This window comes from Microbacterium sp. NPDC055903 (genome assembly GCF_053615555.1).
The window spans coordinates 356,941-370,737 of sequence record NZ_JBSHCA010000003.1; the positions used below are offsets into that span (position 1 = coordinate 356,941).

At 69.2% G+C, this 13,797-nt stretch carries 10 protein-coding genes; 4 read left to right on the forward strand and 6 right to left on the reverse strand.

Annotated elements, in window-relative coordinates; genetic code table 11:
• Positions 1 to 8 precede the first annotated feature (8 nt).
• The 3 genes from groL to ACWGJP_RS15560 form a co-directional block, all read right to left on the reverse strand.
• Positions 9 to 1,628, reverse strand: coding sequence for a chaperonin GroEL (gene groL, locus ACWGJP_RS15550; protein WP_452330706.1), 1,620 nt, complete (start codon positions 1,626 to 1,628; stop codon positions 9 to 11).
• A gap of 129 nt (positions 1,629 to 1,757) precedes the next feature.
• Complete coding sequence (locus tag ACWGJP_RS15555; RefSeq protein ID WP_452330707.1) at positions 1,758 to 2,333, reverse strand: LytR C-terminal domain-containing protein; 576 nt, start codon at positions 2,331 to 2,333, stop codon at positions 1,758 to 1,760.
• A gap of 73 nt (positions 2,334 to 2,406) precedes the next feature.
• On the reverse strand, positions 2,407 to 2,664 hold the full coding sequence (locus ACWGJP_RS15560; RefSeq protein ID WP_452330708.1) for a DUF3263 domain-containing protein: 258 nt from the start codon (positions 2,662 to 2,664) through the stop codon (positions 2,407 to 2,409).
• Positions 2,665 to 2,782: 118 nt separating this feature from the next.
• On the opposite strand from ACWGJP_RS15560, the gene msrB reads away from it, so the two are divergent.
• Positions 2,783 to 3,193: a peptide-methionine (R)-S-oxide reductase MsrB gene (gene msrB / locus ACWGJP_RS15565; protein ID WP_452330709.1), complete on the forward strand. Its 411-nt coding sequence runs from the start codon at positions 2,783 to 2,785 to the stop codon at positions 3,191 to 3,193.
• A complete protein-coding gene (locus ACWGJP_RS15570; protein ID WP_452330710.1) occupies positions 3,190 to 3,732 on the forward strand; it encodes a nitroreductase family protein in 543 nt (180 codons plus the stop codon). Before msrB ends, ACWGJP_RS15570 begins: the two co-directional genes overlap by 4 nt.
• A 3-nt stretch (positions 3,733 to 3,735) precedes the next feature.
• On the opposite strand, the gene ACWGJP_RS15575 is transcribed toward ACWGJP_RS15570, so the two are convergent.
• Positions 3,736 to 4,611 carry a DMT family transporter gene (locus ACWGJP_RS15575; protein WP_452330852.1) on the reverse strand — a complete coding sequence of 292 codons (876 nt, stop codon included), beginning with the start codon at positions 4,609 to 4,611 and terminating at the stop codon, positions 3,736 to 3,738.
• Between the two features lie 135 nt (positions 4,612 to 4,746).
• Here ACWGJP_RS15575 and ACWGJP_RS15580 point away from each other — a divergent pair, with 135 nt between their 5' ends.
• Both ACWGJP_RS15580 and ACWGJP_RS15585 read left to right on the forward strand, forming a co-directional pair.
• On the forward strand, positions 4,747 to 5,400 hold the full coding sequence (locus ACWGJP_RS15580; RefSeq protein WP_452330711.1) for an SOS response-associated peptidase family protein: 654 nt from the start codon (positions 4,747 to 4,749) through the stop codon (positions 5,398 to 5,400).
• The gene (locus ACWGJP_RS15585) at positions 5,400 to 5,780 is read left to right on the forward strand and encodes an MmcQ/YjbR family DNA-binding protein (protein ID WP_452330712.1); all 381 of its coding nucleotides are present in this window, start codon (positions 5,400 to 5,402) and stop codon (positions 5,778 to 5,780) included. The genes ACWGJP_RS15580 and ACWGJP_RS15585 overlap by 1 nt, the downstream gene beginning before the upstream one ends.
• A gap of 21 nt (positions 5,781 to 5,801) precedes the next feature.
• Here the strand turns inward: ACWGJP_RS15585 and ACWGJP_RS15590 are convergent, their stop codons facing one another.
• Together ACWGJP_RS15590 and ACWGJP_RS15595 are read right to left on the reverse strand one after the other, a co-directional pair.
• Entirely contained in the window at positions 5,802 to 6,776 is a 975-nt protein-coding gene (locus tag ACWGJP_RS15590; RefSeq protein WP_452330713.1) for an aldo/keto reductase, read from the reverse strand.
• 21 nt (positions 6,777 to 6,797) lie between these two features.
• Positions 6,798 to 13,706, reverse strand: a complete 6,909-nt coding sequence (locus ACWGJP_RS15595) for a DUF5979 domain-containing protein (RefSeq protein ID WP_452330714.1) — start codon at positions 13,704 to 13,706, stop codon at positions 6,798 to 6,800.
• Positions 13,707 to 13,797: the final 91 nt, after the last annotated feature.

Here is a 13,797-nt window from a genome sequence, read left to right on the forward strand (position 1 = left end):
ATCGTGGATCAGAAGTCCATGCCACCCGTCGGGTCGCCGGCCGGAGCCGCGACCTTCTCGGGCTTGTCGGCGACGACGGCCTCGGTGGTGAGGAACAGGCCGGCGATCGACGCGGCGTTCTGCAGCGCGGAGCGCGTGACCTTCGCCGGGTCGATGATGCCCGCGGCGAAGAGGTCGACGTACTCGCCCGTCGCGGCGTTCAGGCCGTGACCGCCGGGGAGCTCGGAGACCTTGTTCGCGACGACGCCCGGCTCGAGACCGGCGTTCAGCGAGATCTGCTTCAGCGGAGCCTCGATCGCGACGCGGACGATGGCCGCACCGGTCGCCTCGTCACCCGACAGCTCGAGGGCGTCGAGCGCCTTCTTGCCGGACTGGATGAGCGCGACGCCACCACCGGGGACGATGCCCTCCTCGACGGCTGCCTTCGCGTTGCGGACGGCGTCCTCGATGCGGTGCTTGCGCTCCTTGAGCTCGACCTCGGTTGCCGCACCCGCCTTGATGACGGCCACGCCGCCGGCGAGCTTGGCAAGGCGCTCCTGGAGCTTCTCGCGGTCGTAGTCGCTGTCGGTGTTCTCGATCTCGCGACGGATCTGCGTCACGCGGCCTTCGATCTGCGACGCCTCGCCGGCGCCCTCGACGATCGTGGTCTCGTCCTTGGTGACGATGACCTTACGGGCACGTCCCAGCAGGTCGAGGGTGGCGTTCTCGAGCTTGAGACCGACCTCCTCGGTGATGACCTGACCGCCGGTGAGGATCGCGATGTCCTGGAGCTGAGCCTTGCGGCGGTCGCCGAAGCCGGGAGCCTTGACGGCGACCGACTTGAAGATGCCGCGGATCTTGTTCAGCACGAGAGTCGCGAGAGCCTCGCCCTCGACGTCCTCGGCGATGATGACGAGCTCCTTGCCGTCCTGGATCACCTTGTCGACGACGGGCAGAAGGTCCTTGATGTTGGAGATCTTCTGGTTGGCGATGAGGATGTAGGGCTCCTCGAACACGGCCTCCTGGCGGTCGGGGTCCGTGACGAAGTAGGGGTTGATGTAGCCCTTGTCGAAGCGCATGCCCTCGGTGAGCTCGAGCTCGGTGCCGAAGGTCTGCGACTCCTCGACGGTGACGACGCCCTCCTTGCCGACCTTGTCGATCGCCTCGGCGATCAGCTCGCCGATCTCGGGGTCTGCGGCGGAGATGGACGCGGTGGCGGCGATCTCCTCCTTCGACTCGATCTCCTTGGCGCTGGAGAGAAGCTCGGCCGTGATGGCCGCGACGGCCTTCTCGATGCCGCGCTTGAGGGAGATGGGGTCGGCGCCGGCGGCGACGTTGCGCAGGCCCTCGCGGACCAGCGCCTGCGCCAGGACGGTCGCGGTGGTGGTTCCGTCACCCGCGACGTCGTCGGTCTTCTTGGCGACCTCCTTGACGAGCTCCGCGCCGATCTTCTCGTACGGGTCGTCCAGCTCGATCTCCTTGGCGATGGAGACACCGTCGTTCGTGATGGTGGGGGCGCCCCACTTCTTCTCCAGCACGACGTTGCGACCACGCGGGCCGAGGGTCACCTTGACGGCGTCGGCGAGGATGTTGAGACCGCGCTCGAGGCCGCGGCGGGCCTCCTCATCGAAAGCGATGATCTTTGCCATGAGTTTTGTCGTCCCTCCTGGACGTAGGCGTTCGGTTTAGCACTCAGAGCAATCGAGTGCTAACGCCCATTCTGGCACTCGACCCCATCGAGTGCAAGCCGCGTCCGCCCAGGGAGAAACAGGGCGACGCTACTCCTCGGAAGACTCCTGCGCGTCGGGCGCGGGCGTCGTGCGATCGACGCCGAGCACCACTGTGAGCTGCGCGACGTCCGTGGTGTTCTGCCCCGCGTACACATCGCTCTGCTCGACGAGTGCACCGCCGATGAGATCGGCGAGCCCCAGAGCGGCCTGCTCGTCGGCGGCGTCGACGTAGTACACCGTCGTCTCGGGGAAGTCGTCCGTCGAGCCGTCGACGGCGAACACGATGCTCCCGTCCCAGCCCTCGTCGATGAGCGTCTGACGCAGGTCGTCGTCGATGCCGTCATCCGGCGTGGCGTTGAGGATCATCACCGAGTAGGTCATGTCGACGACGCCGGTCTCCTCCGGCGCGGGCGTGGCCGTCTGCTGCGTCTCGGGGAACAACGAGATGCGCCCCATCACCACGAGCGTGCCGAAGATGCCGGCGACGAGGAGGACGAGGGCCGCGACGACGGCCCAGAGCAGGACCATCCATCCGTTGCCGCCTGGGTTCTCCGCGCGGTGCGCGCCGACGCGCCCAGAGGTGCGCGGGACATCATCGAAACGATCGCGAACGGGCTTTGACACCCCTCGATGCTAGGGCATCCCCCGTCCGATGCCCGGTGCGCGCGCTCAGGAAGCCGCGCGCGGGGTTCGTGTGTCAGCCGACGAATCCCGGCATGCGCGCGGTCCGCTGCGCGGTGCGGGCATCCCGGATGCGGCGCAGCCGGCGGACCAGGAGCGGATCGTGCTCGAGCGCCTGCTCGGTCTCGACGAGACGCCAGAGCAGCTGGTAGTACCGTGCGGCGCTCATGCCCAACCGCGCTCTGATCTCCTCTTCCTTGGCGCCGGTATGCCGAGGCCAGGCGACCTCGAGCGCGAGGATCGCCCGGTCGCGGTCCGTCAGATCACCGAGCATGCCCGAAGCCTACGCCGCCTCCTGCCGCGCTCCGCGACGCCACTCCACGGACGATATGGTCCCGGGTGCGCCCGACCCTCTCGGATCGCGAGAGAATGGGAGGGATCCAGGAGGTCTCATGTCCTACAGCGTGAACAAGTCCGAAGCAGAGTGGCGAGCAGAGCTCGGCGATGAGCAGTACGCGGTGCTCCGCCAGTCGGCCACCGAGCGGGCGTGGACGGGCGAGCTGCTCGACGAGAAGCGGGCCGGTCTGTACACCTGCGGCGCCTGTGGCGCCGAGCTGTTCAAGAGCGGCACGAAGTTCGACTCCGGCTGCGGCTGGCCGAGCTTCTACGAGTCGATCCGGCCGGACGCCGTGGAACTGCTCGAGGACAACACCCTCGGGATGGAGCGCACCGAAGTCCGCTGCGCCAACTGCGGCTCGCACCTCGGCCACGTGTTCCCCGACGGGTTCGGCACGCCGACCGGCGACCGTTACTGCATGAACTCGCTCGCTTTGAACTTCACGCCAGAGGCTCCCCAGGCGTGAGCGCGCTCGACGCGGTCCTGGCGAGGCAGTCCTGGTCGAAGGTCACTGAGGACGCCCCGACCAGGGCCGAACTGCTCCCGCTCATCGCCGCGGCGGGCAGGGTCGCCGACCACTCCTCCCTCCAGCCCTGGCGGCTCATCGAGCTGCGCGGCGAGGACCGTGAGGTGCTGGGCGCGGCCATCGCGAAGGCGAACGGCGACAAGCATCCCTCCACCAAGCCCCTGCGGGCCTCTCTGCTCATCGCCGTGGTGGCCAGCTACCGCAAGAGCGACAAGGTGCCGGCCTGGGAGCAGGAGGCCGTGGCCTCCGGCGTAGCCCACACGCTCAGCCTGCTGCTCGACGAGGCGGGCTGGGGCGTCATCTGGCGGACCGGGCACTACACGCGGTCGAAGGCGGTGGCGAAAGCGCACGGTCTGAAGAAGAACGAAGAGCTGCTCGGCTGGCTCTACGTAGGCGGCAAGCCGGACAAGAAGCCAGGACGCCGCAAGCCCGTAGACGCGGACGGACTGCTGACGCGGATGCCGCGCAAGAAGAAGTAGCGTTCAGCGCCGACGGCGGATCACCGCAACGAACACCGAGGCCACCGAGACGGCCACCATCGCGATCACCTGCCACGCCGCGGGGCCGGCATCCGTCGGCCAGATCATGTCGATCACGACCGCTGTGACGAGCTGCCCGAGCACCGATCCGAGGCCGAGCAGCAGCACCCCCGTGTGCGCGACGAGGAACGCGCCGAGGAAGATGTAGACGACGCCCAGCGCACCGCCGAGATAGAGCCATGCCTCCCCCGGAAGGGGCTGCGGTGCCCCGCGCAGCAGGATGCTCACCCCCGCGGCGACGGCGAGCACGACGGTTCCGACGATGAAGCTCGTCATCGTCGCGATCATCGGAGACCCGACGCGCTGCGCGAGGCGTCCGTTCACCGCCTGCTGTAGGGCGATGCCGACCCCGGCGGCGAGCGGCAGGACGAGCATCCACAGCGGCGCCTCGGCCAGCACGTCGCCGCTCAAGGAGATGCCGACGGCGACGAGGGCGAGCGCTCCCCCTGCGACCCTGCCCATCGTGACCGCGACGACGCCGGCCGGCCCGAAGCCGATCCTGTCCAGGATGAGCCCGTTCAGCGTCTGTCCGGCCACCACGCCCACCGTGAACAGCGCGACACCGAGCACAGCGGCGGTGAAGCCCTGCGTCGACACGGTGAGCGCACCGCAGGCTCCGCCGAGGAGCATCCACGGCGGCACCTCGCCGTCCCGGATGCTGCGCCAGAGCGCCCGCATCCCCGATCTTCCCCGAGGCACGACGGCGACGATGAGCGCGAGCAGGGCGGTGCCGACGGCGAAGGAGACCAGCCCCGCAGCGACGCCGTCCTCGATGCGGACCCCGAGGACGCCGTTGATGCGCGCCTGGATCGCCGTCATCACGCCGATCGAGACGGCCCCGGCGAGGGCGAGCGGGGCGGGAAGAGAACGTGTGGCCGGCACCAGTGCACCCTACCCGAGCGCGCCGGCGTCGGAGCACCCCCGGATGTCGGTGCCGGGAGCTACCCTTGGCGCATGTGCGCGAGCTACGGGCTTGATCCCCGATTCACCGACGCAGAGCTTCTCGCCGAGGCCGATGCAGGCATCCTCGACGGCCTGCGGGACTGGGCGGCGCAGAACGCCGGAGAGACCCTGCGCCCGACGGGCAAGAACCTGAGGAACCTCAATCCGCTGGTCATCGGGCGCGACGGCGAAGCCGCGCTCGAATCCGCATGGTGGGGGTTTCTCGTCGACGGCGCCCCGGCACGGTTCCCGTCGATCAACACCCGCTCCGAGCGCCTGCAGGAGCGCCCCGGCGGCGCGCGTGCTCGGGCGATCGTGCCGACGACGGGCTGGTTCGAGATGCACAAGCCCGACCGCGTCTGGCACGAGTTCGGGCTCGACACCGGCACGCTGTTCGGAATGGCCGCCGTCACGCAGCGCGGGAAGACGCCGGACGGAGAGTGGGTCACGTGCTATTCGATCGTCATGCGCCCCGCTCCCCCGCATCTCGCCGAGCTGCACGATCGGATGCCCGTGCTCATCCCCACCGCCTTCGCCCAGGACTGGCTGATGGCTGAGGCAGGGCGCGAGGTGATCGACGAGGCACTGCTCGCCGCCGCCTCCCTCGATGAGCGGGTGCGGGCCGTCGCGCGTGCAGACGACAAGGGACAGGACAGGCTGTTCTGATGGACGGCGTCGACCTGCTCGCGGCGGCGAGGTCACGGGTGGAGGAACTGCCTGGCGCTGTGCTTGAGAACCCCTTCGGACCGGAGACGGACGTCTACAAGGTGCGAGGCAAGGTGTTCCTGCTCCTCTCGGGCGAGGACGCGGATGCGATGCTCGTGCTGAAGTCGCATCCGGAGGACTCCGAGGCCCTGCGTCGAGGGTTCGCGGAGATCACGCCCGGCTATCACATGAACAAGCGGCACTGGATCTCCGTGCGGCCCGGTCCCGCGCTGGAATCCGGGCTGGTCGCAGAACTCGTCACCGAGTCGTACCTGCTCGTCGTGGAGAAACTGCCGCGCGCCCGGCGCCCTGTCGACCCCGCCCTGTTCGGCGCACGCTGAGACCGCTGCCCCGACGAACGGCTACCAGGCGTATGCCTCCGGCGCCTGACCACCTGGCCCGGGGAAGATCTCGTCGAGTGCGGTGAGGTCCTCGTCGGAGAGTCGGATGTCCAGGGCCGTGACAGCGGATTCCAGCTGCTCGATCGTCCTCGGGCCGATGATCGGGCCGGTCACACCCGGCTGGTGGAGCAGCCATGCGAGCCCGAGCGCCGCCGGCGTCCAGCCGCGTTCACGCGCGAAGCGCTCATAGGCATCCACCCGATCGCCGTACTTGGCCCGGGTCTCGGCCGCACGTCCTGTGTTCGAACGCGCATCCGCATCGTTCGACCCGCCGCTCAGCAGACCGCCGCTGAGCGGCGACCACGGCAGGATGCCCAGGCCGTAGTTCCGCGCCGCGGGGATCACCTCCAGCTCGATGGAACGGTGCGCGAGGTTGTACAGCGACTGCTCGCTGACGAGCCCGAGGAAATGACGGTTCCTGGCGATCTCATTGGCCTGAGCGATGTTCCATGCCGCAAAGTTCGAGCTGCCCGTGTAGACGACCTCGCCGCGGGTGACGAGCACCTCCATCGACTGCCAGAGCTCCTCCCACGGGATGTGCCGGTCGATGTGGTGGAACTGGTAGAGGTCGATACGGTCGGTCTGCAGTCGACGCAGCGACCCGATGGCCTCGCGGCGGACCTGCCAGGCCGATGCACCGCGGGCGTTGACGACGTCGCCGTCGACCATCGGCGAGTGCACCTTGGTCGCCAGCACGATGTCATCGCGCACGCCGGGCCTGGCGGCGAACCACCGCCCGATGATCTCTTCGGTCGCACCGCGTCCGCCGCGACCGCCGTAGGCGTTCGCCGTGTCGAAGAAGTTGATGCCGAGCTCCAGCGCCCTGTCCATGATGGCGAACGAGTCCGCTTCGGTGGTCCGGTCGCCGAAGTTCATCGTGCCGAGCACGATCCGCGAGACCGACGTGCCCGTGCGTCCGAGGTGGGTGTAGTCCATGTGGTTCATCCTGGCATGGGCTCAGTCCGCGCGGCGAGCGCGCCGTGCGACCACGAGCGCGGCCGCGCCCCCTCCGAGCAACAGCAGCACGGCGAGCCAGAGCAACGCGCCGCCGGCGAGGCCGGTCTGCGGGAGCTCCTTCGCGAACCTGTTCGTGATCGTCACCTCCGCGCCGTCGGCGTCAGGCGCGACGGCCGCCGTCGCCCCGTCGACCGTCTGCTCGTCGCCCTGCTGCGCGACCGAGACGGTCGTGCTCACAGCGGTGCCCGCGTCCGTCTCGGTGATGTCGCATCGTGCGTCGACGGGCAGGTCCGCGTAAGCGGCGGTGTAGCCGTTCGCCGCGTCCAGCACGCGCTCTGCACCGCCGGGGATATCGATCGCACGCTCAGCGTCGTCCGTGGGGAGGACGCAGACGAGCTCGACGGTGAAGGCGCCGTCAGCACCCGCGGCGTCGAGGTCACCGATGCGCTCCTTGACCACGGAGATCTCCGTGAGGTCGAAGGTGTTCGTCGCGAGGACGGTCCACTGCTCACCGACCCCGGCTCCGAGGACCACGATTCCGCTCTCCGGCGAGATCACCGTGTTCGTCGCACCGTCGGCGTCGATCTCCTCCACGGCACAGGACGTGCTCGCCGGGTACGGTCCGAACGTCCTCATGCTGCCGCCCTCGAGCGCGAAACTCTCGTCCAGCAACGTCTGGCCGCGGTAGGTGCACACAGCGGAGAAGGTGAACGATCCGGCGCCGTAGAGGGCGGCGCCCTCGCCATCCACCTGCTTGGCGACAGTGAGGATGCCGGCGTCGTAGCTGTTCGTGAACGACACCTCTGCGTCGGTGGTTCCCACCTCGACCTCTGCACGGCCCTCTCCGAGGTCGGTGACGCCCGTTCCGACGACGACGGTGCCGTCGGCGCCGGAGGCGTCGACCTCCGTCACCAGACACGTCGCCCGTGCGGGGATCGTGTCGGCCGGTGCGGTGAAGGTCTCACCGTCCATCAGCGTGAAGGGCAGAGCCTCCTCACCGTCGAAGAGCACGGGGATGCCGGTGGCCGAGATGCACGAGAGGGTGAAGTCGAACGGCCCGAAGGATCCGGTCGCGTCCGTCTCGACGCGCTTCGTCACGGTGAGACCCGCGAAGTCGTAGGCGTTGACGATCTCCGCCGCCTGCGCGGCGGGGACGCTCTCATCCGCGGCCGTCGCCTGGGCGATGGTCACCGTCGTCGGGGAACCGGTACGGCTGGCCTCGCCGTAGGATCCGAGGTCGCCGCGCTCGGTGAGCGTGCAGTCCGCACCTACGGGGATGCCGTCGATGCGCGCGGCATACGCGTTCTCGGTGTCCAGGACGAGCGCAGCCGCGTCTCCGAGGTCGAGCGGCACGCCGTCGATCTCGCAGACCGCGTCCACCGTGAACGACGTCGCCGCGAAGGCTGCAGCCGGACCGTCGACCGTCTTCCGCACGCTCAGCGATCCGGTGACCAGGTGCACGCCGACCTTCGACGGCGCGATCTTCGCGTAGGCCGTGGAGTCGGCGTCGCGGTACTTCACGCCGAACTGGTTCCAGGCGAAGGAGTCCGATGCCGGCACGGCGACGGGCGCACCACCCGGTTCGTCCGCGGATGCGGCGACGTTGACGCTGCTGTAGGTCACGTCGACGAACTGGCCGGGGGTCAGCGCCCTGGCCGTCGTCGTCCGGAAGTCCAGGCTCACCCGGATGCCGGAGACCTGCGACCAGTCTGTGTCCGCGGTCGCCGCGCTCCAGACCTCGCCGTTCTGTGCACAGGGGACCTGGTTCGCCAGGTTCGACCAGGTGCCGCGGCAGACGTCGGCGGAGCTCGTCACCTCGAGCACGATGGTCGTGCCTGCCGGTGCAGTGATGTCGAGGTCGTCGAGCAGCTGGGGACGGTAGACCGAGCTGCGGCTCGCACCGGAGATCAGCGAGCTGTCGCCGGCGACGGGGAGCTGATCGAACAGCACCATCTCAGCGATGTTGCTCGTGCCCCCGTTCTGCGCCCTGAGCACCCACGCGTCGACGCCGCCGATCACGCTGTTGGCCGCGCAGGGCGAGCGGAAGTACGCACCGCCCGTGACCACGAGGTTCTGCTGGCAGATCGCGTCCGGCGTGCCGGGGAGGATCGCGCCGGGGAGTGATCCTCGGACGCCCTTGACGACGAAGAGGCTGGTCGCGTCCGCGGGAGTGACGTAGTCGGTCGTACCGCAGGTGGTGGCATCCGACGCCCACGCGCCGGTCGTCCCCGCACCCGGCGTGGTGTTGGTGCACGCCGTGAGCGTCTCCGCCGTGTGCACGGTCATCTCATTGACCGCCCGCTCGCCGAGGACGAGCCCCGGCTGCAACTCGAGGATGATGCGGATGCCGAACGTCTCCCCCGGGTTCATCCTGGCGCCGTCGGCCCAGGTGAACACGAGCTCGTCGCCGTCGATCTCGAACGACGCGGGCTCCGTCAACTGGCCGTCTGGGTCCGGGGAATAGACCGGCTGAACGTCTCCGAGGAACACCAGTTCCTCGGGGAGCGCGTCGCGCAGCTCCGTGATCGTGAGATAGCCGGTGCCCGTGTTCGTGAACGTCAGATCGAAGGGGATCTGCTCTCCGGCTGCGGCGAAGTGATCGCCGTCGTTCGCGAGCTTGTTCACCCCGAGGCGGAAGGTGCCGGGACCGAGGTCGATCTCGGCGGCGGCAGCCTTCTCCTCGGAGGTCTCGCCGTTGAGCCGATCGCTGATCGCCATGACGGTGTTCTCGATCGTGCCGACCAGTTCGACGGGCTCGCCACCTGCTCGGTGGGTGTCGCGCAGCTGCACGGTGAAAGCCGCCGCCGCGTTCCAGGAGGGCGCGGGGAACGCGGACGAGAAGAGCCCGCCGTCCGCGCGAGAGAAAGCGAAGCGGATGCCGACGACGTCGCCGTACTGCTCGGCCTCGACAGGCAGCACGGCACCGGCCACCGGCGTCGCCGCCGAGGAGACCCAGGCGAGCTCGCCATCGATCCCAAAGGGCCCGTACACCGAGACGGCGACCCGGTCTGCACCCGCCGGAGCGGTGATCGCTCCGAGACCGGTGAGGTCGAAGGCATCCCAGAACTCGGGCGAAGTGGTGCTGTCGTCGGTGAGACGCACCTCGCGGGTGGCGAGCGTGCTCACTGGGTTCGTGCCCTGGTTGGCACCGAGCCTCACCGTGACCGGAGTGTCGCGGGTGGGCTCGGTGAGTGCGTCGGGCGTCACCGACTTCGTGGGCGCGACGTTGAGGTCACCACCGGTCAAGGTGACCGCGACGGCATCGCGAGCACCGGTGGTGACGTCTGCGGCCAGGATCGGGTCGTACGACTGCGCGAAGACGCGGTTGGCCACGCCGACGCGTTCGTTGGCTGCGACCGTCTGCGCCTCGCCGGTCGAGCGCAGCGTGGTACGCACCTGCGTCTGCAGCACGATCTTCAGCACGTTCGCGGGAGTGATGGTTCCACCGGTCACCTCGGGATCGGTGCCCTGGAAGGTGACGCTGATACCGACGACGTCGGCGAGCTGCGCGGCGGTCATCGCGTTGACGGCCGCGGCGGATGTCGCCTCGGACACGTATTCGCCGTCTACGTAACGGAGCAGCCACACGACGCTCTCGGCGAGGTCGACCTGGTCGGCGATCGCCGCCGAGATCGTGACGGCGCGCAGGTCGAACCGCTCGAACGGGTTGCCCTGTCCGTCCGCGGTGAGCCAGTCGATGTCGGCGGTGAACGGGTCGCCCTTCGCGCCGGCAGCCGTCGGCGCGCTCTGGCACGCGGCCATGGGATCGGCATCGGCGCACACCGGCGGATCGGTCACGCGGATGTAGGAGGCCTTGGCGACCGAGTCGTTGCGCGCCTCGAGCGTGAACGTCGCGGACGGGTACGCGCTCGCGGCGGTCCCGGCGACGGGAACGTACAGCGGCGCGGTCGGCGTGACCCGCTTGTCGACGGTCACACCAGGGCCGGGGTCGGTGATGAGGATGGTGTCGGCGTCGACGTCGCTCACCACAGTGCCGGTGTCGATGCGCTTGCCGTCGATGCGGACCGCGTTCTCCACGACGCCGGCGTCGTCGGTGTTGTAGAGCGCCTCGTCGGTGACCCACGCGCCATCAGAGCGCTTCGCGTCCCGGATCTGCCAGATGAGGTCGAAGGTACGAACGGCACTGCTCGCGCCCACGCCCTCGCCGAGCGCGGTGACCCACGGGTCGCCCGCGGCCTCGGCCGCCTCACGCGCCTCGTCGTCGGCAGACAGCACGATGCGGAAGCCGGTGGCCCCCGCGCGCTCTGCGTCGGTGAGGACGTAGCCCACGAACCGTCCGTCGTCGATCCAGCCTGACGCGGGTGCGGGCACAGCGGTCCAGACCCCGTCGATGTACAGCTCCACGACATCGACGTCGTCGTACTGCATGTACCAGCCATTGCTGAACGGCTCGGCACTGGCGGCGATCGGCTCGATGCGCACGAGGTCGAAGGCGTCGTAGACGGTGCCGGCGACCTGACCTGGCTCGGCTCCCTCGAAGGCGTTCGCGGATGTCGCCGGGTCTGTGATCGCGATCTGCTCGTATCCGGGCTCGACACGCCAGCTCAAGGTCGTTCCCCGCACCTGCTGGGACTGCGCAGACACCGTCGCCTCGCTCCAGCGTTTGTCGATGCCGATCGAGCCTTCTGCGGCGTAGGTCTCGATCGTTCCCTCGGCCGTGTCGGTATCGGTGTCGGTGAGCTGCGTGCCCGCACCCGTCTCACCCGTGCCGGTCGTGGAAGCGAGGTTCGGATAGCTCACGGGCTGGTCGTCGCCGGGGACGACCGACCCGCCGGTGCGCAGCGTCGAACGCGCCTCCGAGACGACGTACGGGGTCACGGTCGTGTCCGAGGCGAAACCGTCCGCCTTGTCGAACGTGAATCGGATGCCACGGACGTCCGCGATGGAGAGACCGGCCGGCAGCGCCGCCTGGATCTGCGCGGTGGTCATGGAGACCTGGTGCGCCGTCGACTGGGCAGGGAAGACCTGCAGCGTCCGCCACGCGCCGGACTCGTCCTGCACCTCGATGGTGAGCGCGGTACCGCCGGGCACCTGCGTCGGGGCGATCGAGCTGAGCTCGAAGGCATCCCAGAAGCCGCCGTCTCCGGTCCAGCCGTCCTCCACGACGATGCGCGTCGGGGTGACGTAATCGGAGGTCGTCGTCAGGTTCGCGGCGAGCTCGGTGACGACGGGCTCGCCCGGCGAGACCGACGACGAGGGGAGGATCGACTTCTCCAGAACGACATCGATCTCGGGCGTGAGCAGCACGAGCGATGCGGAGTCGGAATCCTCGGCGTCGATGCCGTTCGGGGCGACGACGCTCGTCGTCGCCGTGTTGGACGTCGCGCGCTGGTCGCCGTCGACGATCGCGTCCTCGGTGGTCCGGATGGTGAAGTCCGCGACCGTGGAGGCGCCGGCCACGATGCCGCCGCCGTCGGCGGTGAAGACGATCTCGAACCCGGAGATGAGGACCCCGGGGAGAGCGGGGACGACGCCGTCCTCGAGCACGACGGTGATCGGGTCGGAGCCGTCCAGCGGGTGGTAGACGAGGGTGCCGCTGTCCGCGCCTTCGGGCCACTGCGGTGCGGAGGAGAAGCCGTCGAAGAGGACGTCCTCGTCGAAGTAGTCGAGGTCTGAGACATGCAGCTCGGCGACACCGGTGTCGGAGGTGTTGGTGCCGACGATGCGCGCCTCTGCGCTGTCCCCGGCGGCGATGCGGGAAGGGGAGATGTCCTTGCTCGTCGAGGCCGCGATGGCGACGGGCGTCACCGTGTAGTCGGCCTCTGCGGTGTCGGCGACGGGGTCGCGTCCGTCGACGGATGCCGTGGCGATGACGACGTTGTCGACGGTGTGCCGGGCAGTCGAGAGGTCGGCGTCCGTGCCGCGCTCCGTCGCGCGCTGCTCGACATCGAGGCCGAACGAGCCGACGGCGTCCTGTTCGATCGCGGTACCCGTGAAGGTCAGTCGCACGCCGCCGATCTCTGCAGGGTCTACGTCGGCGGGGAGCTCTGCGACGGCGGAGGGCGGGCCGGGAACCCACGCCCAGGTCCCGTCTGCCTGCTGAAGGTAGAGGTCGACCTGGACGCTGTCCGCGCCGGCAGGGAGGGTCACGTCCCCGAGGCCGGTGAGATCGGTGATCGTGAAGGGGTTGGAGGCATCCAGGGCGGTCTCTCCATCCACCGCGGTCGCCGGCTCCTGCAGGGTCACTGATTCGACCGGGCCGTTGGAGGCGTTGGTGGCGGTGAGGGTGATCCGCGACGACGCACCGGGGTTGAAGCTCTGCGTGGACGGGTCCCAGGTCTTACCCGCCTCGACGTCGATGATCTCGGGCGTGATGACGGTGATGGTCGCGCTGTCAGCGCCGGGCGCGGAGTTCGTCGCCGTCGTGGTGGCGGTGTTCTCGATCACCTGGGTTCCGGGGAGCAGATCGTCCGGGACCTGCAAGGAGAGCGTCACGGTGAATGTCTGACCGTTCTGGAGGCCGGTTCCCACCGGTGCGCTGACGGCGCCGGTGAAGTCGACGGCCAGTGCGGTGTCCGCCGTGATCGTGGTCGGCGCGGTGCTCCCTGTGACACCGTCGACCGTCCAGGTCGCGTCGCGCGGCACGCTCGCCGCGCCCGGCTGCATGGTGACGTTGAGGAGGCGGTAGCCGGCGAGCTCCGCGGGCAACGCGTCGTGGAGCTCAGCGTCGAGGCAGGAGCTCTCGGAGCAGTTCACCGCGATCGTGTAAGTGAACGAGTCTCCCGGCGACACCTCCTGCTTGCTCACGCTCTTCGAGACGGTGAGGTATTCGGGGTCCCCCTCCGCAGCGTTCGCCGGAACGGCAGCGCCGAGCGCGATGAGGAGCACGGCGAGCCCCGCCGCGATGCTGCTCCGCCACGTCCGTGCCGCTGCTTCACCGATCTTCATGCCCGCACTCCTCCAGATCAGGGCGCGCTCACGCGCGACCACGCCACGGTCCAGGACCACGTGGCTGCGAGCACCTCACCCAGAACGGTAC

Excerpts from the sequence above, each read along its gene's own strand:
- groL (WP_452330706.1), bottom strand. The coding sequence starts at position 1,628 with ATGGCAAAGATCATCGCTTTCGATGAGGAGGCCCGCCGCGGCCTCGAG.
- ACWGJP_RS15560 (WP_452330708.1), bottom strand. The coding sequence starts at position 2,664 with ATGCTCGGTGATCTGACGGACCGCGACCGGGCGATCCTCGCGCTCGAG.
- ACWGJP_RS15590 (WP_452330713.1), bottom strand. The coding sequence starts at position 6,776 with ATGGACTACACCCACCTCGGACGCACGGGCACGTCGGTCTCGCGGATC.
- ACWGJP_RS15585 (WP_452330712.1), top strand. The coding sequence starts at position 5,400 with ATGGACGGCGTCGACCTGCTCGCGGCGGCGAGGTCACGGGTGGAGGAA.
- ACWGJP_RS15575 (WP_452330852.1), bottom strand. The coding sequence starts at position 4,611 with ATGACGGCGATCCAGGCGCGCATCAACGGCGTCCTCGGGGTCCGCATC.
- ACWGJP_RS15580 (WP_452330711.1), top strand. The coding sequence starts at position 4,747 with ATGTGCGCGAGCTACGGGCTTGATCCCCGATTCACCGACGCAGAGCTT.
- ACWGJP_RS15595 (WP_452330714.1), bottom strand. The coding sequence starts at position 13,706 with ATGAAGATCGGTGAAGCAGCGGCACGGACGTGGCGGAGCAGCATCGCG.
- msrB (WP_452330709.1), top strand. The coding sequence starts at position 2,783 with ATGTCCTACAGCGTGAACAAGTCCGAAGCAGAGTGGCGAGCAGAGCTC.